The 19,387-nt window shown below is 57.2% G+C and carries 24 protein-coding genes and 2 tRNA genes; 18 read left to right on the top strand and 8 right to left on the bottom strand.

Annotated elements, in window-relative coordinates:
- On the bottom strand, window positions 1-984 hold the full coding sequence (dctP, locus tag GXX82_12550; protein NLT23867.1) for a TRAP transporter substrate-binding protein DctP: 984 nt from the start codon (window positions 982-984) through the stop codon (window positions 1-3).
- The gene (locus GXX82_12545) at window positions 981-1,700 is read right to left on the bottom strand and encodes a Crp/Fnr family transcriptional regulator (GenBank protein ID NLT23866.1); all 720 of its coding nucleotides are present in this window, start codon (window positions 1,698-1,700) and stop codon (window positions 981-983) included. Before GXX82_12545 ends, dctP begins: the two co-directional genes overlap by 4 nt.
- Window positions 1,701-1,991: 291 nt before the next feature.
- Between GXX82_12545 and GXX82_12540 the strand changes: the two genes are divergently transcribed.
- Together GXX82_12540 and GXX82_12535 are read left to right on the top strand one after the other, a co-directional pair.
- Window positions 1,992-2,066, top strand: a tRNA-Gly gene (locus tag GXX82_12540).
- A gap of 122 nt (window positions 2,067-2,188) precedes the next feature.
- Window positions 2,189-2,263, top strand: a tRNA-Cys gene (locus GXX82_12535).
- 241 nt (window positions 2,264-2,504) lie between these two features.
- On the opposite strand, the gene GXX82_12530 is transcribed toward GXX82_12535, so the two are convergent.
- From GXX82_12530 to nifU, 3 genes are read right to left on the bottom strand one after another with little or no spacing between them, the layout of a single operon-like run.
- The gene (locus GXX82_12530) at window positions 2,505-2,969 is read right to left on the bottom strand and encodes a hypothetical protein (protein ID NLT23865.1); all 465 of its coding nucleotides are present in this window, start codon (window positions 2,967-2,969) and stop codon (window positions 2,505-2,507) included.
- Window positions 2,970-3,012: 43 nt separating this feature from the next.
- A complete protein-coding gene (locus tag GXX82_12525; protein NLT23864.1) occupies window positions 3,013-3,396 on the bottom strand; it encodes a YjbQ family protein in 384 nt (127 codons plus the stop codon).
- Window positions 3,393-3,788: a Fe-S cluster assembly scaffold protein NifU gene (nifU, locus tag GXX82_12520; protein ID NLT23863.1), complete on the bottom strand. Its 396-nt coding sequence runs from the start codon at window positions 3,786-3,788 to the stop codon at window positions 3,393-3,395. The genes GXX82_12525 and nifU overlap by 4 nt, the downstream gene beginning before the upstream one ends.
- 147 nt (window positions 3,789-3,935) lie before the next feature.
- On the opposite strand from nifU, the gene GXX82_12515 reads away from it, so the two are divergent.
- The 6 genes from GXX82_12515 (at window position 3,936) to GXX82_12490 (ending at window position 8,211) form a co-directional block, all read left to right on the top strand.
- A complete protein-coding gene (locus GXX82_12515; GenBank protein ID NLT23862.1) occupies window positions 3,936-5,075 on the top strand; it encodes an alanine--glyoxylate aminotransferase family protein in 1,140 nt (379 codons plus the stop codon).
- 50 nt (window positions 5,076-5,125) lie between these two features.
- A complete protein-coding gene (locus GXX82_12510; protein ID NLT23861.1) occupies window positions 5,126-5,776 on the top strand; it encodes an HAD family hydrolase in 651 nt (216 codons plus the stop codon).
- Window positions 5,777-5,870: 94 nt separating this feature from the next.
- Entirely contained in the window at window positions 5,871-6,701 is an 831-nt protein-coding gene (locus GXX82_12505; protein NLT23860.1) for a DsbC family protein, read from the top strand.
- Window positions 6,702-6,734: 33 nt separating this feature from the next.
- Window positions 6,735-7,277: a gamma carbonic anhydrase family protein gene (locus GXX82_12500; protein NLT23859.1), complete on the top strand. Its 543-nt coding sequence runs from the start codon at window positions 6,735-6,737 to the stop codon at window positions 7,275-7,277.
- Window positions 7,278-7,279: 2 nt separating this feature from the next.
- Window positions 7,280-7,675 carry a hypothetical protein gene (locus tag GXX82_12495; protein ID NLT23858.1) on the top strand — a complete coding sequence of 132 codons (396 nt, stop codon included), beginning with the start codon at window positions 7,280-7,282 and terminating at the stop codon, window positions 7,673-7,675.
- Between the two features lie 2 nt (window positions 7,676-7,677).
- Window positions 7,678-8,211: a hypothetical protein gene (locus tag GXX82_12490; protein ID NLT23857.1), complete on the top strand. Its 534-nt coding sequence runs from the start codon at window positions 7,678-7,680 to the stop codon at window positions 8,209-8,211.
- A gap of 93 nt (window positions 8,212-8,304) precedes the next feature.
- Here GXX82_12490 and GXX82_12485 read toward each other — a convergent pair whose 3' ends face one another.
- On the bottom strand, window positions 8,305-9,951 hold the full coding sequence (locus GXX82_12485; GenBank protein NLT23856.1) for a methyl-accepting chemotaxis protein: 1,647 nt from the start codon (window positions 9,949-9,951) through the stop codon (window positions 8,305-8,307).
- 258 nt (window positions 9,952-10,209) lie between these two features.
- Between GXX82_12485 and hisF the strand changes: the two genes are divergently transcribed.
- Window positions 10,210-10,974, top strand: a complete 765-nt coding sequence (hisF, locus tag GXX82_12480; protein ID NLT23855.1) for an imidazole glycerol phosphate synthase subunit HisF — start codon at window positions 10,210-10,212, stop codon at window positions 10,972-10,974.
- Window positions 10,975-11,083: 109 nt separating this feature from the next.
- Here hisF and GXX82_12475 read toward each other — a convergent pair whose 3' ends face one another.
- Complete coding sequence (locus tag GXX82_12475) at window positions 11,084-12,328, bottom strand: class I SAM-dependent rRNA methyltransferase (protein ID NLT23854.1); 1,245 nt, start codon at window positions 12,326-12,328, stop codon at window positions 11,084-11,086.
- Between the two features lie 195 nt (window positions 12,329-12,523).
- Here GXX82_12475 and GXX82_12470 point away from each other — a divergent pair, with 195 nt between their 5' ends.
- The 3 genes from GXX82_12470 (at window position 12,524) to GXX82_12460 (ending at window position 13,981) form a co-directional block, all read left to right on the top strand.
- Entirely contained in the window at window positions 12,524-13,129 is a 606-nt protein-coding gene (locus tag GXX82_12470) for a molybdopterin-dependent oxidoreductase (protein NLT23853.1), read from the top strand.
- A gap of 93 nt (window positions 13,130-13,222) precedes the next feature.
- Window positions 13,223-13,546, top strand: coding sequence for a thioredoxin (trxA, locus tag GXX82_12465; protein ID NLT23852.1), 324 nt, complete (start codon window positions 13,223-13,225; stop codon window positions 13,544-13,546).
- Window positions 13,547-13,549: 3 nt separating this feature from the next.
- A complete protein-coding gene (locus GXX82_12460; protein ID NLT23851.1) occupies window positions 13,550-13,981 on the top strand; it encodes a PaaI family thioesterase in 432 nt (143 codons plus the stop codon).
- Window positions 13,982-13,997: 16 nt separating this feature from the next.
- On the opposite strand, the gene lptA is transcribed toward GXX82_12460, so the two are convergent.
- Complete coding sequence (gene lptA, locus GXX82_12455; GenBank protein ID NLT23850.1) at window positions 13,998-15,524, bottom strand: lipopolysaccharide transport periplasmic protein LptA; 1,527 nt, start codon at window positions 15,522-15,524, stop codon at window positions 13,998-14,000.
- A 46-nt stretch (window positions 15,525-15,570) separates the two neighbouring features.
- On the opposite strand from lptA, the gene GXX82_12450 reads away from it, so the two are divergent.
- The 6 genes from GXX82_12450 (at window position 15,571) to atpH (ending at window position 19,385) form a co-directional block, all read left to right on the top strand.
- Window positions 15,571-16,188, top strand: a complete 618-nt coding sequence (locus tag GXX82_12450) for a methyltransferase (protein ID NLT23849.1) — start codon at window positions 15,571-15,573, stop codon at window positions 16,186-16,188.
- A gap of 33 nt (window positions 16,189-16,221) precedes the next feature.
- Window positions 16,222-16,986 (top strand): ParA family protein, encoded by a 765-nt coding sequence (locus tag GXX82_12445; GenBank protein NLT23848.1) that lies wholly within the window; start codon window positions 16,222-16,224, stop codon window positions 16,984-16,986.
- The gene (locus tag GXX82_12440; GenBank protein NLT23847.1) at window positions 16,983-17,789 is read left to right on the top strand and encodes a ParB/RepB/Spo0J family partition protein; all 807 of its coding nucleotides are present in this window, start codon (window positions 16,983-16,985) and stop codon (window positions 17,787-17,789) included. Before GXX82_12445 ends, GXX82_12440 begins: the two co-directional genes overlap by 4 nt.
- Window positions 17,790-17,926: 137 nt before the next feature.
- Window positions 17,927-18,352 (top strand): ATP synthase F0 subunit B, encoded by a 426-nt coding sequence (locus GXX82_12435; GenBank protein NLT23846.1) that lies wholly within the window; start codon window positions 17,927-17,929, stop codon window positions 18,350-18,352.
- On the top strand, window positions 18,352-18,846 hold the full coding sequence (locus GXX82_12430; GenBank protein NLT23845.1) for an ATP synthase F0 subunit B: 495 nt from the start codon (window positions 18,352-18,354) through the stop codon (window positions 18,844-18,846). The genes GXX82_12435 and GXX82_12430 overlap by 1 nt, the downstream gene beginning before the upstream one ends.
- Window positions 18,843-19,385, top strand: a complete 543-nt coding sequence (atpH, locus tag GXX82_12425; GenBank protein ID NLT23844.1) for an ATP synthase F1 subunit delta — start codon at window positions 18,843-18,845, stop codon at window positions 19,383-19,385. Before GXX82_12430 ends, atpH begins: the two co-directional genes overlap by 4 nt.
- The last annotated feature ends 2 nt before the right edge of the window (window positions 19,386-19,387 follow it).

Below are 19,387 nucleotides of genomic sequence, written 5' to 3'. Positions count from 1 at the left end.
TCACCGCCCCATCAGCTTTTTGAGATGTCCCCCGATGACGGGACTCTTTGCGATGACCTTTTCCCAGCCTGCCCGGTAGGCCGTGTCGAGGTAGAGTTCTCTTTCCCCGTCCTTGAGCTCGATTACCTGTATCCCCCGGGAAAGCAGAAGCTGCCTTTCCTGGCGGGCCAGTTTCCTGGAAAGGTCACAGGATTCCCGCTCCGCTTTCTCGACGGCTCCGGCGATGAGCTTCTTTTCGCTGGCGGAAAGACCATTCCATGTCTTCCCGTTCATGAGCACGCAGACGTCGGTCTGGTAAAAGCCGGGGTCGATAACATAGCGGACCACCTCTTCCCACCCCATCTCGTGAACACCGATGGACGGCCAGCCGAAACCGTCCACAATGGCCCTTTCGAGAGCGACGTAAACCTCCCCGGGGGCCGTCGTTACCCCAACCCCGCCAAGGGCCCTGACGAAGGGCTCATAGATCGGGGTTACCCTGATCTTGAGACCTCTGAGGTCGGGTCCTTTCAAAGGTTTCCTCAGGTAGAGATGATACCTGATCCCCCCCGTTATCTTCCCGAGATAGATGACGTCGAGACGTTTTTCCATCAGTTCCCTGTAGAACGCGAAGATCCCTCTTTTTCGTTCTTCCATGGGAGAATGGGGAGAAAGCTTCATGGCATCGGCTTCGGGCATCTGGGCCACGAAATAGGCCGCGGGTAGAAGGGTGATGTCCACAACGCCCTTCTTTATCGCCTCGATCTGTTCAAAGGGCGGGATCGCCTCAGGCCCCCCCACGAACTGAAAACGGGTCTCTCCCCTGCTGTCGCGATGTACCGCGTCGGTGAAGAGCTGGAACTGTCTGACCCACACCGTGTTCGTCGCTGCAAAGGTGACGGTTTTCAGGCGTGTACAGTGCGCCGGCACGGGAGGAAGGAGACAGGCGGCCGTCAGGGCAAGCGAGCATAGCACACCCCGAAATATGAGAGGCACCCTGTTCATTTCGACCGAACAAAGGACTCGAGCCTGGCGCGATCGATGATCGTGTACTTCAGGCGTCCTTTCGTGATGAGTTTCAGTCTGTCCAGGTAATTGAGGACATTCGTTACCGTTACCCTTGAGAGCCCCGTGATGTTGGCGAGGTCTTCGTGGGTGATCCGCTTCTTTATCAGGATGCCGTTGGCCGTGGGCTCGCCGACCTCGTGCATGAGCTTCAGGAGAATGCTGGCCACCCGCTTCTGAGCGTCGAGAAATGAAAGGCCCTCCACCTGCAGACCGAGAAGCCTGAGCTTCCTGATGATGGAGGTGATGATAAGGAGCGAGACCTCGGGGTGTACCCTGAGAAGGGCTTCGGTCTCTTCGATATCGAAGGCGTAGATGCTCGATTCCTCCATGGCCGTGGCCGTGGCGAAATAGGGGTAACGGTCGAAGGCGGCACTTTCCCCGAAGAAGGTGTTGTCCTCCTGTATCGCGAGTATCTTCTCCGAACCATTCTCCTTGAAGATGCTGACCCTTACCTTGCCCTCCCTGACGAAGTAGAAGTTCGTGCTCTCCTCACCCTGCAGGTATATGATCTGCCCGGGGTTGTAGTGTTTGAGGCGCCCGATGGCGAGGAGGGTATCCAGTTCATCCGTGAACTTGCCGACATTGTCGGTGACATACGGTGAATCGGAAAAATAGGGCAGGGATGCTTCGTCTTGGGCTTTCCTTGTCTTCATCCCATAAAAACTAGCACGAATGTAGCCCATTTTACAGAAAAATGACAGGAGACATCATATCATACACCTGTCGAACAAGTGGAAAAGGCCCGCTGAAAGGGGCCGGGGCGACAGGGGGGGAGGAAAGCCCTTCGACTGTGAATGAAGATGCAGGGTAGCTGGCTTGCCTGCTGGATGCCGGGGGAGATTATCCGGGTCTCCTCCGGTTTTTTTGCGTTGTGCCCTGGGGATACCCCCCACCTTTTCCGTCTTGACATCGGGGAGGGGTTTGTATTATAAGAAACAACACGCGCGGGAATAACTCAGCGGTAGAGTGCAACCTTGCCAAGGTTGAAGTCGCGGGTTCAAATCCCGTTTCCCGCTCCAAAAAACCGAAGCGGGTGAAGACGCCCGCTCCAAAAAACCGAAGCGGGTGAAGACGCCCGCTCCAAAAAACCGCATACGCCTCACGAGTTGCCGACGCGGCTCGCCTGGTCCTTGAGTTCAATGGCGGCATAGCCAAGTGGTAAGGCGACGGTCTGCAAAACCGTTATTCTCCGGTTCAAATCCGGATGCCGCCTCCAAAAAAACCGGCTTGAACCGCTTGAATGGCTTAAGCCGCTTGAACGCTGGAAAAAGAATGACCCCTGTGTGACCGAGCACCACAGGGGTCTTTTTTTGTCTCTAAACGCTCAACAGCTGAACTCATTTTCGACGTCATTCCGGCCTTCGCCGGAATGACGAACGAGCACGAACCACCTTCAGAAATGACCTTGTCAACAGGCTGTCAAGCGGCTCAGGCGGTTCAAGCCATTCAAGCCGGTTTTAATCCAGCATGAAATCCCATGCCGTATCGTTGATCCAGATGCTGTAGTATCCCCTGCCGAGCAGTCCCTTCGGTTTGATGATGTACATGTCCTTGCCCTGGGGCCTGACGTCGATCTCGATGTCCTTGCCGAAGGCGAAACGCGGTTTGCCGAGCGCCGACGGTTGATAGAACCCCATGGGGTTCACGGTGAGCACGCTCATCTCGTACTTGCCATAGAGGACGAAATACTGGAAATCCTTGAGGAAGAAATGGGCGGGATTGTTGGACTCCACGAAAATGACCCCATTCTCATCGAAGACGATGTTGGGCAAGAGCCTGACGAGCCCTTTGCTTGTCTTGATGTATGCCCCGTACTCCTTGGGTGTCGAGACCTTTTCATTCTTCGCGAAGGCCCCCGTTGCCAGGGCCCCGAAGAGGACGAGACACAGTGTTATCGCGCACATCGTTCTCAGTCTTGTCATTGTTTTCTCCATCTATCGTTCTTCCGGCGATCGCCGTGCCTTCTCAAGCCACCGTGACCTGGACCCTCCGCTCCCGCGGTCCATCGAATTCCATGAGAAAGATCCCCTGCCACGTCCCCAGGGCGGGCATCTCCCCGGAAAGCGGAATGCTCACCGATGCCCCAACGAGAACGGCCTTGATGTGGGCATCGGAGTTTCCTTCCCTGTGCCGGTAGGGATGCGCGGCGGGTGCCATCCTGTCCAGTGCCTCGATAACGTCGCGCATGACATCGGGATCGGCATCCTCATTTATCGTAACGGCGCACGTTGTGTGGGGAGTATAGACGTGAAGGACCCTTCCGGTTTTTCCCCTGGCCGCGTTCACGACCTGGTCGGTTATGTTCAGGGCCTCGATCCTCTTCGATGTTCTGACATGGAATTCCGTCATGGATCGCCCTGTTTCCCCTGTTTCTTTCTGTAGTCTTCGATGGCGGCCCTGAGGGCCTCTTCCGCCATGACCGAACAGTGCAGCTTGGCCTCGGGAAGCCCGCCAAGCTCCCGCGCGACGATCTCGTTCGTGATCGCGAGCGCCTCATCGATCGTCTTTCCCTTGATGAGCTCCGTCGTCATGCTGCTCGACGCGATCGCGGCCGCGCAGCCGAAGGTCTTGAACTTGACATCGACAATGCGGTCGTTCTCTATCTTGAGAAAGATCTTCGTCACGTCACCGCATGTGGGGTTGCCCACCTGCGCCATGCCGTCGGCCCTCTCTATCTCGCCCATGTTCCTGGGATGCTCGAAATGGTCCATCACTGTATCGCTGTACGGACCCTGGGTCATCGTTACCTCCTGTTGTTCCCCGTGACGGCGGGACGGATCGTATAGGTGAAATATAGCATAAACGGTCGACCTTTTGTAATATCATTTTGCTTGACGGTTTCGAGACGAATTTGTTAGAAACTAGCATTAAAATTAAGGAGATTGATGATGCTTAAACGGTACTTGCTCGCTCCGGGCCCGACGCAGATCCCCCCGGAGGTGCTCCTGAAGATGGCGGAGCCGATGGTCCACCACCGAAACCCCATGTTCGAAGTGGTGGTGGATGAGGTCAGGGAGAACCTGAGGCACCTCTTCGGCACCAGGAACGAGGTGCTCATCTTCTGTTCATCGGGTACGGGTGCGATGGAAGGCGCCGTGACGAATATGCTTTCGCCGGGAGACAAGGCCGTTGTGGTCCGCAGCGGCAAGTTTGGGGAACGCTGGACGGAGATCTGCGGCGCTTACGGCGTGGAATGCGTGAACATCGATCTCCCCTGGGGGGACGTCCTCGAGCCGGGAGCAGTGGAAAAGGCCCTCAAGGAGAACCCCGATGCGAAGGCGGTCTACATGCAGGCCACGGAGACATCCACGGGGACCATGTTTCCCGTCAGGGAGGTTGCCGCGATCGTCAGGAAGTGCCCGGGCACGCTCATGGTCGTCGACGGGATAACCGGTGTGGGGGTTTTCCCCCTGCCCATGGATGAGTGGGGTATCGACGTCCTGATCGGCGGTTCCCAGAAGGCCCTTATGCTCCCGCCTGGACTGGCCTTCGCCGGGGTCAGCGACAAGGCCTGGGAGTTCAACAAGACCTCCCGGATGCCGAGGTTCTACTTTAACTGGGCGAAGGAACGGGACAACCTGAAAAAGAACCAGACAAACTTCACTCCCGCCATCTCACTGATCGTGGGTCTGAGAGAGTCCTTGAGGATCCTCACGGAAGAAGGCCTGGAGAATGTGTACCGCAGGAGCGAAATGCTCGCCAGGGCGACCCGGGAAGGAGCTCGCGCGATCGGTCTCGAGATATTCTCGAAGAATCCCTCTCCGGCGGTGACCGCCATCTGCGCACCGGAAGGCATCGACGGCCAGGCGATATACAAGACCCTCTGGAAGAAGTACGGTGTCACCGGCGCCGGCGGACAGGACCGGTTGAAGGGGCGGATATTCCGCCTGGCGACCCTTGGCTACGCCGACAAGTACGATGTCATAACGGCCGTCGCGGCCATCGAGTTCGCACTCAGGGACCTTGGCTACGCCTTCACAGTGGGGAAGGGTGTTGCCGCCGCGACGGACTGTCTCAAAGACCTCTAGCAGATGAAGGTTGCATCACTGTCCCCCGGAACAGGCGGGTCTCCTGATCCATGATGCGCGCGGCGATATTCGATTTCGACGGCACGCTGACCCCTCTTACCCTTGATTTTTCCCTTCTCAGGGCGAAGGTGGAGGAGACGGCCAGGGAGTACGTCGATGAGTCCGTCCTTGCTTCTCAGGCGGACCAGTACATCCTCGAGATGATCCATGCCGTCGCGGACGCCCTCGCCGAAGAAGGTCCCCGGTTCCGGCAGAGAGCCTTTCAGGAACTGCGTCTTCTCGAAGTGGAGGCCGCACGGGGCAAGTCTCTTTATCCATACGCAAAAGGCACACTTCTTCGATTGAGGTCGAAAGGGGTGAAGGTCGGAATAATCACACGGACCTGCATCGAGGTGATCGAGACCGTGTTCCCCGATCTCGCCGGCCATGTCGACACGGTTGTGACCCGCGATGACACGCGCTACGTGAAACCCAACCCCGAGCACGTGCGCCTGGCCCTCGAGGTCCTTCAGATCCCGCCCGGGGAGGCCGTCCTTGTTGGCGACCATCCGACGGACATAGAAGCGGGCAGGGCCTTCGGGACCCTTACGGCGGGGGTGCTCACCGGCAGGACATCCCGCGCGCAGTTCGTTAATGCCGGGGCCGACCACATCTTCGATGATATACGGGGAGTGGTGGGGTTGCTGGAGGGTGACCGATAGGACCCGTCATGCCCCATGGGCGCCGGGCGAATTATTCATGGAAATTGCCCATCGCGGATGGTATATTTGACGATCAATTCCGCTTGGAGGAACCGTGAGAAAGAAACATTTTTTTCCGTGTATGGCAATGATCGGGATCGGCCTTTCCCTGCTTTTCGTGACGGCCGGCCTGTGTGCCGAAGCTTACGAAGAGGCATTCAAGAAGGCCTATCCGCAGATACCCTTCGATTCCATGCGCCCGACACCCGTCAAGGGTCTCTATGAGGTTTCAAAGGGCGGGGACATCATCTATTTCTTCGAGGAAAAGGGACTCCTCTTCGTCGGCGAGATCATCGACGGGAGGGGCAGGAACCTGACGGAAGACAGGAAGTCGGAGATGCTCGTGGCCAACGTCAGGAAGATCCCCCTCGACAAGGCGATAAGGATAGGAAACGGGAAGCAGACGGTCATAGAGTTCACCGATCCCGATTGCCCTTACTGCCGCCGTGCAGCGTCATACCTTGAATCCAGAAAGGACCTGACGCGGTACGTTTTCTTCTTCCCCTTGCCTTCCCACAGGGATGCCGAGAACAAGATCAGGTACGTCTTCTGCTCCTCCGACAGGGCAAAGGCCTACGAGGAGGCGATGAAAGGCAGGCTGGACACGCAGAAGTACACGGTGTGCAAGAAGCAGGAGGCAACGGACCTGCTCAATGCCCACAAGCAGATAGGGGGCCAGATCGGGGTGAACGGCACCCCGATGTTCATCATCAACGGCAAGGACCTCGTGATCGGCGCGAATTTCCCCGCGATTGAGGCCGCGCTCAAGGTGGACGACGAGAAGGCGAGACCATCGGACAAGCAGAAGGACGCTACGCAGCAGAAAGGGGATACACCGGACAAGAAGGCAGGCGAACCTGAAAAGAAGACACCCGACGGCACGTGAGCTTTTTGGGATGGAGGGAAGGCAGGACAGGACATGCTCTACGAATACGACGGACGAAGGCCGACGGTCGGCAAGGACAGCTATGTGAGCGACATCGCCCATGTGATAGGCGATGTTATGATAGGTGACAACTGCTACATAGGCCATGGGGCCATTCTCCGGGGTGACTATGGCTCCATCGTGGTGGGAAGCGGAACGGCAGTGGAAGAGGGGGTCGTGGTCCACGCGCCCCCCGGCAGGTACTGCCGCATCGGAGAGAGGGTGACCATCGGCCACGGAGCCGTCATACACGCCGCGAAGATAGGTGATTCGGCCGTTATCGGCATGGGAGCGGTCGTCAGCATAGAGAGCGAGATCGGCGAGGGCACCATCGTTGCCGAGGGGACCGTCATCAGGATGCGGCAGATGGTGGCGGCGGGCGTCGTCGTCGGCGGGAACCCCATGCGCGTGATCAGGAAGATCGCCCCGAAAGACATGGAATTCTGGGACAGGGGAAAGCAGCTCTATATCGACCTAGCAAAGAAATATCTCGAAAAAGGGATGAGACCGCTGCGGGACCAGCCGGGCGGGGCGTGACGATGGACAGGGTGATCATCGAGTACCTCCCCGAAGATAAGGAACTCACCGGAGCGAAGCGCTGGGTCGACGAGAAGGGCGAGTTCGTGCAGATATCCTGGCGGGAAGACATCGGTCACCTGGCTTTTTTCGAGCTGCGCAGGGGACAGTTTCGCGGCGGCCATTATCACGAGCGCAAAGAAGAGGTCTTTTATGTCGTTCGGGGTACTATCAAGGCCGTCTTTGCCGACCTTGACGGCGGCGGGAAAGAGACCTGCCTCCTTGAAAAGGGCATGAAGGTCCGTGTCGGGACCCGTGTCGGCCACCGGTTCGAAGGTATCGAGGATTCCCTTGTCGTCGAGTACAGCCCCCAATACTATGATGGCACCGATGCCTCGAGGATAGACCTGGGAGGGTGATCATGGCGGAGATAAAGAGCGCCATTGAATTGGCCATGGAGAAGACGAAGGACCTTGTCATGGACGACAGGGAAAAGCGGTCTCTCGCCCTCAAAGAACTTGCCGCCGGGATGATGACGATCTACCGGCGTTACCGTGAGGGCCTTTCCGGTGATGACGAGACAAAAGCCCAGCTTGACGCGCTTGAATGTGACAGCATCCAGAAGCGAAAGATGGCCCTCGACATCCTTACCGATGAGTTTGAAGCCGGGGACGATGTTGCCGGCATGGCTCCCCTGTTCTCGTTCATCTGTTTCATGGTCGACGAGAAGGCCCGCAGAGACTTGCTGGCCATTCAACGGGAGTGCCTCGGGGAACTCGAAAGGATACGCAGTTCCATCGGTTCCCGCATAACCGAAGACCTTGCCGCATCAGGTATCCGGGGAAACAGCGTGGAGCCCAATGTCGAGGCGTGGCCGATATGGAAGGAGGCGTCCGCGGATATCCGACGGGCTTTGAGGCGGCAGATAGAAAAATGGAAGGAAGGGCTTTTGTAAGGCAAAAGAAGGGGCACACGGAAAGAAGCCCGTATGCCCGTATCCCCTCCAGCGGCTCACCCCGTTACCCTGTTACCCCCTCGAAGCCGCCTTTCAGGCTTTCGTTTTGAACTGGGCCGCAGCGTTTCCGAGCAGTTGTGTTATCTCGACGAGTTTGTTCACCTCGAACATCACCTGACCAGATACCGCCTCGATCTCCTTGGCGATGCCGGACGTGGAGGTGATATTCCTCGCTATCTCCTCGGAGCTTGCCGACTGCTGCTCGACGGCGGTGGCGATCTGCAGGATCTGGTCACGCACCTGCTCGGATGAAGAGACGATGTTGCCCAGCGACTCTTCGACCTCCCGCATGAACCGCGTCACCCTCTCGACCTCGGCCGATGTGATCTCCATCGACCTCGTCGTTTCCTCCGATTCCTTTTGTACCGTGGTCAGATGGTTCGTGATCTCCTTTGTCGCGTTCATCGTTTTTTCGGCAAGCTTTTTCACCTCGTCGGCGACGACGGCAAAACCCCGTCCGTGCTCTCCCGCGCGCGCCGCCTCTATGGCGGCGTTGAGCGCCAGGAGGTTCGTCTGGTCGGCTATGTCGTCTATGATGGTTATGATCTTTGCCACCTCGCTGACGCGCTGGTTGAGCTTCTGGATGGTGTTTGCCAGCTCGGTGGAAGAATGCTGGACCTTGTTGACCTCGGCGACGGCTTCCTGAGTGACCTTCTTCCCCGTTATTGCGGCTTCCATCGCGTTCGTCGAGGCGTCCTTGACGCCGCTGGCATTGTTTGCGACATCAACGATGGTCTGGCTCATTTCCTCGGCCGAGACCGATATCTGGTTCGCCTGGTCGGCCTGTGTCCGCGTTCCCTCCGATGTTTTGTCCGCGAGGCTCTTTATGGTTTCCACCGACGTGTCGAGGTTGTCGACGGAGGACTTGATGCTTCCGATCATCGTGTTGAAGGAGCTTATCATGTTCTCCATCGATTGCAGGAGCTGTCCCGTTTCGTCCGAACCATCGGTGCTGACGTCGATGCTGAGATCGCCTTCCGACAGTGACTTGCTGGCGTCAACCGCCTTGTTGAGGTTCCTGCGTATGCTGCTGGCGATAAGATAGCTCAGCCCGAACACAAGAAGGGCGAGGATAATGGTGGTGCCGATGATGATCCAGCGGAATTTCGTGATCTCCCGATTCACGTCGTCGAGATACATGCCCGAACCTATCACCCATCCCCAGGGTTCGAAATACTTTATGTAGGATTGCTTCGTGGAAAAGGACGTCGCCCCCGCCTTCTTCCAGTTATACTCATAAAAGCCCGCCTGCTTCTGCTTTGCCACGGCGGTCATCTCGACGAAGATCTTCTTTTTTGTCCTGGGGTCCTCAAAACCCGACACGTCCTGCCCTTCCAGGTCTATCATGACGGGGTTCACGATCATCTTCGGCTGTGTGTCATTTATCCAGAAGTAATTCTCGCCTCGATAGCGAAGCTGCTGGATCGACTTTATGGCCGCCATCTGCGCCATGCCGAGCTCAATATCGTTGATCTTTACTCTCTTGTCATAATCGTTGAGCATGCTGTACGCCACGTCGACGACATCCTTGACCGCGTTCTGCTTCTCCTTCAGCATGATCCGCTCCATTTGAGGAAGAAGGTAGAGGATGTTCCAGAGGATGATGACGACGATGGCGACGGCGGAAATGCCCATGATCTTGTAGAAAATGCCAAGGTTCCTCAGTTTTGCGATTTTCACGTGAACGCACCTCCCGGTTCTTTTCTTATCGCACGTGTGCCAAGGCCTTCTGATCGACGCAAGATGTGGATTATGCCTTTAATGATATTATCGGTTGCCCGTCAGTAAACTTTACAAGAATTTTCAGGGGCTCGCAAGGTGTTTCCTGTCCCTGCCGAAGAAGGGTCCTTGACAGGGGACGAAAAAAGCGAATATGTATTATCGAACACAGAGGGCCGGAAAGCCCGGCCGGAAAGCCAAAAGATGAGGAGCGCGCCAATGAATACCGTGAAGATCATGCCCTGTCTCGACATGAAGAACGGCCGGGTCGTGAAGGGTGTCCACTTTGTTGACCTCAAGGATGCCGGGGACCCTGTCGAGAACGCGGCGTATTACCAGAAGGAGGGTGCCGACGAGCTCGCGATGCTCGACATCGCGGCCACCGTCGAGAACCGCAAGACCCGGCTCGAATGGGTGAGGGAGGTGTCGTCTGTGATCACCATTCCCCTCACTGTGGGCGGCGGGATCAATACAACGCAGGACATCGAACTCGTGCTTGCTGCCGGGGCTGACAAGGTGTCCATGAACAGCGCCGCCGTGAAGGACCCGAACCTCGTGAAGGAGGCCGCCGACAGGTTCGGAGGCGGGAAGATCGTCATCGCTGTCGATGCCAGGCGCAACGCGGCGATGCCCTCGGGTTTCGAGCTTGTCGTGGCGGGTGGAACGACCCCCGTCGGCAAGGACGCGGTGGAATGGGCGAAGCGCTGCCAGGAACTGGGCGCGGGCACGATCCTGCCGACGAGCATGGACGGCGACGGTACCCTGAAAGGGTATGACCTCGAGTTCACGAAGGCCATATCGGACGCGGTGACCCTGCCCGTCATTGCCTCGGGCGGAGCGGGAACTCTCGAGCACTTCTACGAGGGTGTTGTGCGGGGCGGAGCGGACATTCTGCTCGCCGCATCGGTCTTCCACTTCCGCACCTTCACGGTCCGCCAGGTGAAGGAGTACCTGAAGGGAAAGGGAGTGGCGGTGAATTTGTAGAAGACGGTGTTAAGTTTCAGGTTTTAAGTTTTAAGTAAAAGATGGAACCCTTTCTGTTTTCGCCCTTGGCTTAACACTTAAAACTTGATCACTTAAAACGGGAAATGTTTCATCCCCTCAGGATGAAACATTTCAGATACTCCCCCTCCGTGAACGGTACGAGCTGGGGATGGTCTATGCCGTGGGTGTGGGCTTCAAGGAAGATGAGCGGTCTTCCTGCCTTCGCCCCCACCTCGGACAGAAGGAAGCGGAAATCGCCCAGGGACAGGTGGGCGGAACAGGAGCATGTGACGAGGATACCTCCGGGCAAGAGATTCTTTAAGGCCGTCTCGTTGATCGCCCGGTAACCTGCGAGGCCCTCCTGCCTCTTCCTGCGGTCCTTTATGAATGCCGGTGGATCAAGCACGATGGTCTCGAAACGCGAGGCCGGTTCCCTGAGGTACCTCTTCGCGTCGTCACAGACGAATTCGCACCGTGACGTATCGAATCCGTTGAGGGCGATGTTCTCCTTCGCGAGGTCGAGGGCGCGCCGCGAAGAGTCGACGCTGACGACGCGGCGGGCTCCCCCGGCCATGGCGTAGACCGTGAAACCTCCCGTGTAGGAGAAGCAGTTGAGGACATCCCTGTCCTCCGCGTATTTCGTGAAGGCGCTGCGTTTATCGCGCTGGTCGAGAAAGAACCCCGTCTTCTGTCCTTCCTTGACGTCGACGAGGAATCTGAGCCCGTTCTCCAGGATCTCTATGGTGTCGGGGACGCAGCCGTGGAGAAGTCCCCGAACGGTCCCGAGGTTCTCGATGCTCCTCACGGAGACGTCGGAGCGCTCCCAGATACCCCTCGGTCCGAACACCGTCACGAGGGACTCCACGACCTCGGCCTTCCACCGCTCCATGCCCCGGGTGTGGAATTGGACAACGAGGTATTCACCGTACCTGTCCACGATGAGTCCCGGAAGGAGATCGCTTTCACCGTTGACCACGCGGTATGCGTTCGTGCCGGGGCGCTCCACGTAGCGGCGGCGGATATCGCCCGCCCTTTCCATCCTGCGGGTGAAAAAAGCCGTCCCGACGGATTCATCCTTCTCGTGTCCCCAGAGCCTCACCGATATCTGTCCGTAGGAGTTGAAGTAGCCGGATGCCAGGAAGGCGCCGGAGTCGTCATGGAGCTCCACGGGCTCACCTGACGCGAGGCCTTCCGGTATCGACGCGAGGGCCTTCGAGAACACCCAGGGATGAAACCCCCTGACGGGCCCGCTGCGCTCCTTTCTTACCGTAAGCTTGACCATGGTGGCGAAAGTATAGAACAATCGTGGACAAAAAGGAACAGGAAGAGAAAAGGGGGCCGCCGAGTCCTTCATGTGTCTTATAGGTCCTAAGTGTCCTATAAGTCGTATATGTCCTATTGGTCCTATAAGTTCTTTTTGTAAGACCCATAGGACCTATAGGACGCTTAGGACCTATAAGACATTAGAGAGCTTTGCTCCCGGGTGGCTTTTTCTATTCCCGGACTCGCGGAATTCGGCTATCATTACTCTTTAGGGCAGGAGGTCGCGATGAGCCGGTTGAGAGAATTGAACACGCCCATCTTCTGGGCGGAGGGGCACCCCGGGGTCCTTGACAGGGAAGGCTGGGAGATAGAGGTGACGGGGCTTTGTGACGCGCCGCGGGCGTTCACGTGGGCCGACCTCAGGGAGATGCCGAAGACGGTCGTCGATGCGCGCCTGACGAGCGTGACGCGCTTCACCGTACGGGGCAACTGGGGAGGGGTCAGGGTCCTTGACATCATGAACACCGTGAAGGCCCATCCCTCCGTTACCTTTGTGCGGTTCTGGTCGATAAAGAGGATCTACGACACGTCCATACCAGTGGAAACGGCCGTCAGGAGCAAGACCCTCCTCGCCTACGAATTTGACGGGGAGTGTCTCGAGGAGGATTACGGGGGACCCGTGAGGGCCTTCGTGCCCTACCTCTGGGGATATAAGTCGGCGAAGAGCGTCATCCGCGTCACCCTTATGGACCATTACGTGTCCGGCTACTGGGAGGAAAGGGGGTACACCGATGAGGCATACCTGGAAGCGGGCCTTGTGCGGGACATGAACGACGGCGGCAGGATACGGCGCATCTCCGAGGAGGAATGGAAGGAGTGCCTCGATGACTGAGCATGGTTGACAACGACCGGTGAAGGGCTTAACTATTATAGAAGCATTGCCCGCCAGGGGGTCCTGCGGCGGACAACGAACAAGGAGGAAGGCATGAGCAACGCAAGAGCGGTAACGGACGGAGAGTTCAAGACCGAGGTTCTCGAATCAAACATCCCTGTTCTCGTGGATTTCTGGGCGACCTGGTGCGGACCGTGCCAGGTGATGGGTCCCGTGATCGATGCCCTTGCCGGTGAGTATGAGGGCAGGGTGAAGGTCCTCAAGCTCAATGTTGACGAGAACCCTCAGACACCGGCGCAATACGGGGTCCGGGGCATCCCCACGCTGATCATCTTCAAGAACGGGGCCGAATCGGAACGCATCGTCGGTGCGCAGCCCAGGGGCAACGTTGACAACGCCTTGAAGAAGGTGTTGTGAGAGATGGAGGACAGAAAGAGGGGTGCCTATTTCGATCAGGTTGGAAGGGAGCCCTTCGCGCGTCTTCTTGATATACACCTCAGGGATGTCAGCGAAGGATATGCTCTGTGCGAGATGTTTTACACGGAGAGCATGGACAATATATACGGCAACGCCCATGGCGGGGCCATCTTCGGACTCATCGACGAGGCCTTCGAGATCTCGTCGAACAGCCACGACAGGGTGGCTGTTGCCCTCAACATGAACATAACCTATATGAAACCACCCAGGAAAGGATCGCTCCTTCTCGCGGAGTCGAAGGAAACACACAAGACGAACAGGACGGCTTCATATTACATAACGGTAAAGGACGGTAACGACACCATAGCGGTATGCCAGGCCCTCGTCTACCGCAAATCCGACCCCATACCCTTCCTGCCGGAAAGAACAGCTTGAGCCGTTTGAACGGTCCCTAGTTCTTCTGGGGGTATATGGTCACTTTGGCTTTCTTGCTCTTCTCCGCGGTGACCACGGCGCGGTCTTCGTTCACGTAGTATGTGACGACATCACCTTCGACCTTGTCCTTTCCTGAGGTCACGACGGCGTTCCCCTTGAGAATGATCTCACCTTTAAGATTATCGAAGAAGGCCTCTTTGCACGTTGCCGTCCTGTTCTGTTTGATGATCCTGACGTTGCCTTTCGCGTTCGCCTTATCTATTTCGTTGGTGTCGGCACTCATGAAGGCCTCCATGGTATCGGAATAGATATAAAGGTCGTCCTGCTTGGCCACGACGCTGCCCTTGAAGAAGACGTACTTCTCCTTGTCGAAGCCTTCCATCGTATCGGAGACGATATCTATAGGCTTCTTCCGGTCAAGAAAGCCCAGCGCCTTGTCCGTGCCTTTCTCTTTCGACGCGTCCTCCGGGAGCTTTCCGCCTTCTTGCTTTGTTTCGGAAGTGGCGGCAGCAGGGGCGTCGGCCGGTCGTGCCGTCTCAACGGCGGCCACCTTTACCGGCTCAGGGGATATAGGAGCGCCGGACACAGGCTCGGGGGGCCTGAGATCTATCTCCTTTTTCTTCCTTTCCTTGTATTGTGGTGTTTCCGCGGTCGCTTCGGCGGCAGGGGCAGTGGAGGTTGTCGCGCTCGCCACGGGTACGCCCGTTGTCCACGGGGACACCCTGGCAGGACCGGGGGCGGCCGCCCGGGGCGCCGTTGCGGCGGCGGTACCGGGTGAAGTCGCTTTCTTCTCCTCTTCGCGCACCATCTTGAGGGTTTTGCGCTGCCTTATAGTGGAGCGCGAATAGATACTTTTCGGATACTCCCTGCGCAGCCGTTCGAGGTACTCGTCGCTCTTGTCCTGGTTGCCCAGTTCCCGATGGGCGGTGACAAGGTAGAAAAGGGCCTTGTCCATGTTCTTTGACTCGGGATATCTTTTCAGCATGTCCTCGAGTCTCATGACGCACGCGTTGTACTGGGCCGTTCGGACGTAGAATTCACCCACGTAGAGTTCCCGGTCGGCCAGCTTCTGTATGAACCGTTTCAGTCTCGGTTCGGACTCCTTTGCGTAGGAACTCGTGGGGTACCGGTTCCTCAGGAAGGTTATCCTTTCGATGCCCTTCACCGTGTTCGCCTGGTCGCGGTCGATGCTGGGTGACAGTTTCTCGTAGGATTCACCGAGACGGAAGAGGACGTAGGGAATGTTCTCTTCGTCCGGGTGCGCCTTGAAATAGTCCTCGTAGGTGCCGGCGGCCAGAACGTAATCCTTCTTCAGGAAATAGGCGTCGCCGAGCTTGACGGCGGCAACGAGGGCCATGGGGTCGAAGGGGTACTGTTCGCGGATGGCCTTGAACTTCTCCACGGCCTTGTCATACTTCTTCGTGTTCATGAGGTTCACGCCGGCAACGTAGAGGTCGACGGGGTTCTCGGCCTTCTTCGGGGCCTTTGAGGAACACGAGACGAGCACGAAAAGGGCAATGAAAACAAAGATGAATTTTCGCATGGGCTCAGTATAACAGAAGAAAAAGAATTATGCTATTCTTTAAAGCGTGGACCTGAAAGGACTGATAGCCGAGGCATTGGAGCATTTCGCCATCTCCGCCGGCGAGGCAAGATCGGCGTCTCTGGTGCGCTACATGGAGGAACTCGACCGCTGGGGACGCAGGATGAACCTCGTGGGCCTCAAGGATATAGAACGTGTCTGCCGGGAGCTCCTGGCAGATGCCCTCTTTCTCCATGCCTTCGTCATGGACCGGCGCCGCCTTGTCGACGTCGGTTCGGGCTCGGGTATCCTTGCCGTTCCGCTGGCCATTCTCAACGGATCCCTTGAGGTCCTGTCCGTCGACAAGAGCTTGAGGAAGATCCAGTTCCAGCGTCACGTCCGCCGTACCCTTAAGCTCACCAACCTCCGTCCCGTGGAGGGACGAATAGAGGCGATCGATCCCCTTGACGCCGACTGTCTCGTCGCGAAGGCCTATGGGACCACCCTGGCCGTCCTCGCGGCGTCGGACAGGCATCTCGTGACGGGAGGGCTGACTTTCGTACTCAAGGGGAGGAGACGGGAGGATGGGACCTTCCCGGGCCACGTGCTCGAGAAGGACCTCGGCTATTCCTTGCCGGGAGTTGCCAGGGACTACCGGCTTCTCATATATAAAAGAATTTCCTAGTGCCCGGTAATGTGGTATGGTAATGAAACTGTCATGGTGATCTCCATCGCGAACCAGAAGGGCGGGGTCGGCAAGACGACAACCGCAGTTAACCTCTCGGCGTCCATCGCGGTATCCGAACGGAGGACCCTCATCATCGACATGGATTCCCAGTGCAACACCACGTCCGGCTTCGGTATCCCTTACAACAACGTGTCCGGCCACATTTACAATGTCCTCATCGGCGAGAAGGCGATGGCCGACGTGATCCGGCCCACCGCGGTTCCCTACCTGGATATCATTTCCGCCCATCCCGACCTCATAGGCGCCGAGATCGAGCTCCTTGACACGAGCGAGCGGGAGTACGCCCTGAAGAAGGCCATCGGGGAGCTGGGTGACACCTATTCCTATATATTCATCGACTGTCCGCCGTCACTGGGGCTTCTCACCATAAATTCGCTCGCCGCCTCGGACCGTGTCATCATACCCCTGCAATGCGAGTACTTCGCCCTCGAGGGTCTCGCCATGCTCCTCAGGACCATCTCCATCATTCAGAGAAAGCTCAACCCCGGGCTCGAGGTCCTGGGCATACTCCTCACCATGTTCGACAGGAGGAACAACCTTTCATTCAGGGTGTGGGAAGAGGTCACGAAGTGCTTCAACGACACCGTTTTCCAGACCGTCATCCCCCGTAACGTGAAGCTCAGCGAATCACCGAGCCATGGAAAACCGGCGCTCCTTTATGATATAAGTTCGCGGGGTGCCGAGAGCTATCTCCGGCTGGCGTCGGAAATTCTTGAAAAGAGGAGCGAGGCGTGAAGAAAGACCCCCTGGGAAGAGGACTCTCCGCCATACTCAAGGACATAGAGGAGAAAGGGACGACCAGGCTCATCGCGATCGACCAGATCGTGCCGAACCCTGCCCAGCCGCGCATCCGGATGGATGAGAGAGGCATCGACGAGCTGGCGGCGTCCATCAGTGAAAAGGGGCTTCTCCAGCCTATCATCCTGAAGAGAAAGGAAAACGTCTACGAGATCATCGCCGGGGAAAGGCGCTACCGGGCGGCCATTCTGGCGGGTTTGAGGGAGGTCCCGGCCATGGTCCGGGATGTCGACGACAGGGAAGCACTGGAGATAGCCCTCATGGAGAATCTCCAGAGAGAGGACCTGGGCCCCCTGGAGGTGGCTGCGGTGTACGAGCGGTTTGTGGAAGAGTTCGCGTACACCCATGAGGAGATCGCGAAGAGAATGGGGGTCGACCGCAGTTCCGTGACGAACTGCCTGCGCCTCTTGAAACTGCCCGAGTGGGTGAAGGAGCTCATGGCGGAGGGCAAGCTCACGCAGGGCCACGGGCGGGTCATCCTGTCTCTCGGCAATGAAAGGGAGCAGAAGAGGTTCGTGGAGAAGGTCCTTCGCGAGGGGACCTCCGTCCGGGAACTGGAAAGGCAGGCACGGAAGACGGTGTCTTCGAAGGAACCGGCAGTGGCATTCCTGGAGGAGACCCTGGTCAAGGCGCTGCAGACGAAGGTGAACATCACGATGAGGAGGAACCGGGGTAAGATCATCATCGAGTTTTACTCCCGGGAAGACCTGGAGCGCCTCTCCGAATTGATAACCGGTTGAATTCACGCCCCTATCAGGGCTGGGACCCCGGAGGCAACATTTATTGAAAATATGTAACAAAAATAATTGAAATGCCCACGGGAATTGTGTTAAAACCCTACGGATAGTTAAACGCCAATCTAATTAGGAAGTTCCCTATGATTAACTTCGATGCGACTATTTTGTACCAGTTTGTTCACTTCCTGATCCTTCTTTTTATCCTGAATTTCATCCTTTTCAAGCCGGTCCTCAAGGCCCTGGAAAAGCGCCAGAGCGCCATCAAGGGATTGACGGACGGTGTCGAGCAGGCAAAGCAGGACACGATAGACCTGGAGAGGAACTACGAATCCGCCTTCGTGGAGAAGAGAAAACCCATCATCGGCAGCAGGGATGCGGTCATCTCGGAGGCCAACAAGGAAGCCGTACATGTGGTCGAGCAGGCGAGGAGCGAACTTTCCGAAGAGCTTGCGAAGATCAAGAGCGAGATAGAGATGGAAGGCAGGAAGGTCTATGACGCGCTTAAGGGCGATGTCGGCAAGCTTTCGATGGAAGCGGCGCAGAAGATCTTGAAAAGGAGTATCTGATGGCACCGGGTGGCGAGTCGGTCTGGAGTTTAATATTCAAATTCTTCAATTTTTTTGTTCTCGTCGGTTTACTCATCTATTTTGTCGGTAAACCCCTGAAAGGCTTCCTCAGGAAGCGTCACCAGACGGTGAAGGCGCAGCTCGAGGAGACGCAGAAGACCTTGAGCGAGGCCCAGGCCCTGCGGGCCAGGTACCAGGAGAAGATGGACAGGCTCGAGGGGGAGATGGAGGCCTTCCGGAAACAGACGATGCAGGAAGCGGAGGCGGAAAAGAAGAAGATCATCGACGAGGCCGTCGGCTTCGCGGCAAGAATACGGGAACAGGCCCGCCTGACGGCAGAGCAGGAAAACAAAGAGGTGGCCCGGAGGATCAAGGAAGAGATCTCCCGTCTCACCGTGGAACAGGCGGAGAAGCTCATCACCGAAAAGATCACCCAGTCCGACCACGACAGTCTGGTGGAAGATTTCATCGTAAAACTGAGGAGCATGAATTGATAAGCCAATCCATTGCCAAGAGATATGCCAAAGGTCTGTTCAACGTAGGAGAAAAGAACGGGAAATACAAGGAATACCAGTCCGAGATAGAAGGCATCCTCGGTGTTTTCGACAAGGAGGAGCGCCTGAAAAGGGCCATTGTGCTGCCCCTCGTTGAGGTGGAAAAGCGCCGCGAGGTCTTGAGCGACGTCCTCAAGTCCCTTCAGGTCTCCTCTCCGCTCGCGAGCATGTTCACCATGCTCCTCGAGAAGAACAGGATGGGGTACCTCTCGCTGATCCGGGATGTCTACAACGAGCTCGTCGACGAAAAGGAAGGCAAGGTCAAGGGCACCCTCTGGACGGCGTTTCCCATGGATGATGCCGCGAAGGGCAGGATAGAGAAGGAGCTCGGGACGAGACTCGGGAAAGAGGTCCTGCTGACGGTGCGGGAGGACAAGAGCCTCATCGGCGGGGTCAAGGTCGCCATCAAGGGAACGATAATAGATGGAAGCGTGAGAAGACAACTGCACACGTTGCAGGAAAATATACTGAAGGAGTAGTG

This window comes from Syntrophorhabdus sp. (genome assembly GCA_012719415.1).
Classification (GTDB): Bacteria; Desulfobacterota; Syntrophorhabdia; order Syntrophorhabdales; family Syntrophorhabdaceae; genus Delta-02.
The sequence above is the reverse complement of the archived record's forward strand: the minus strand, read 5'-3'. Positions and strand labels throughout refer to the sequence as shown.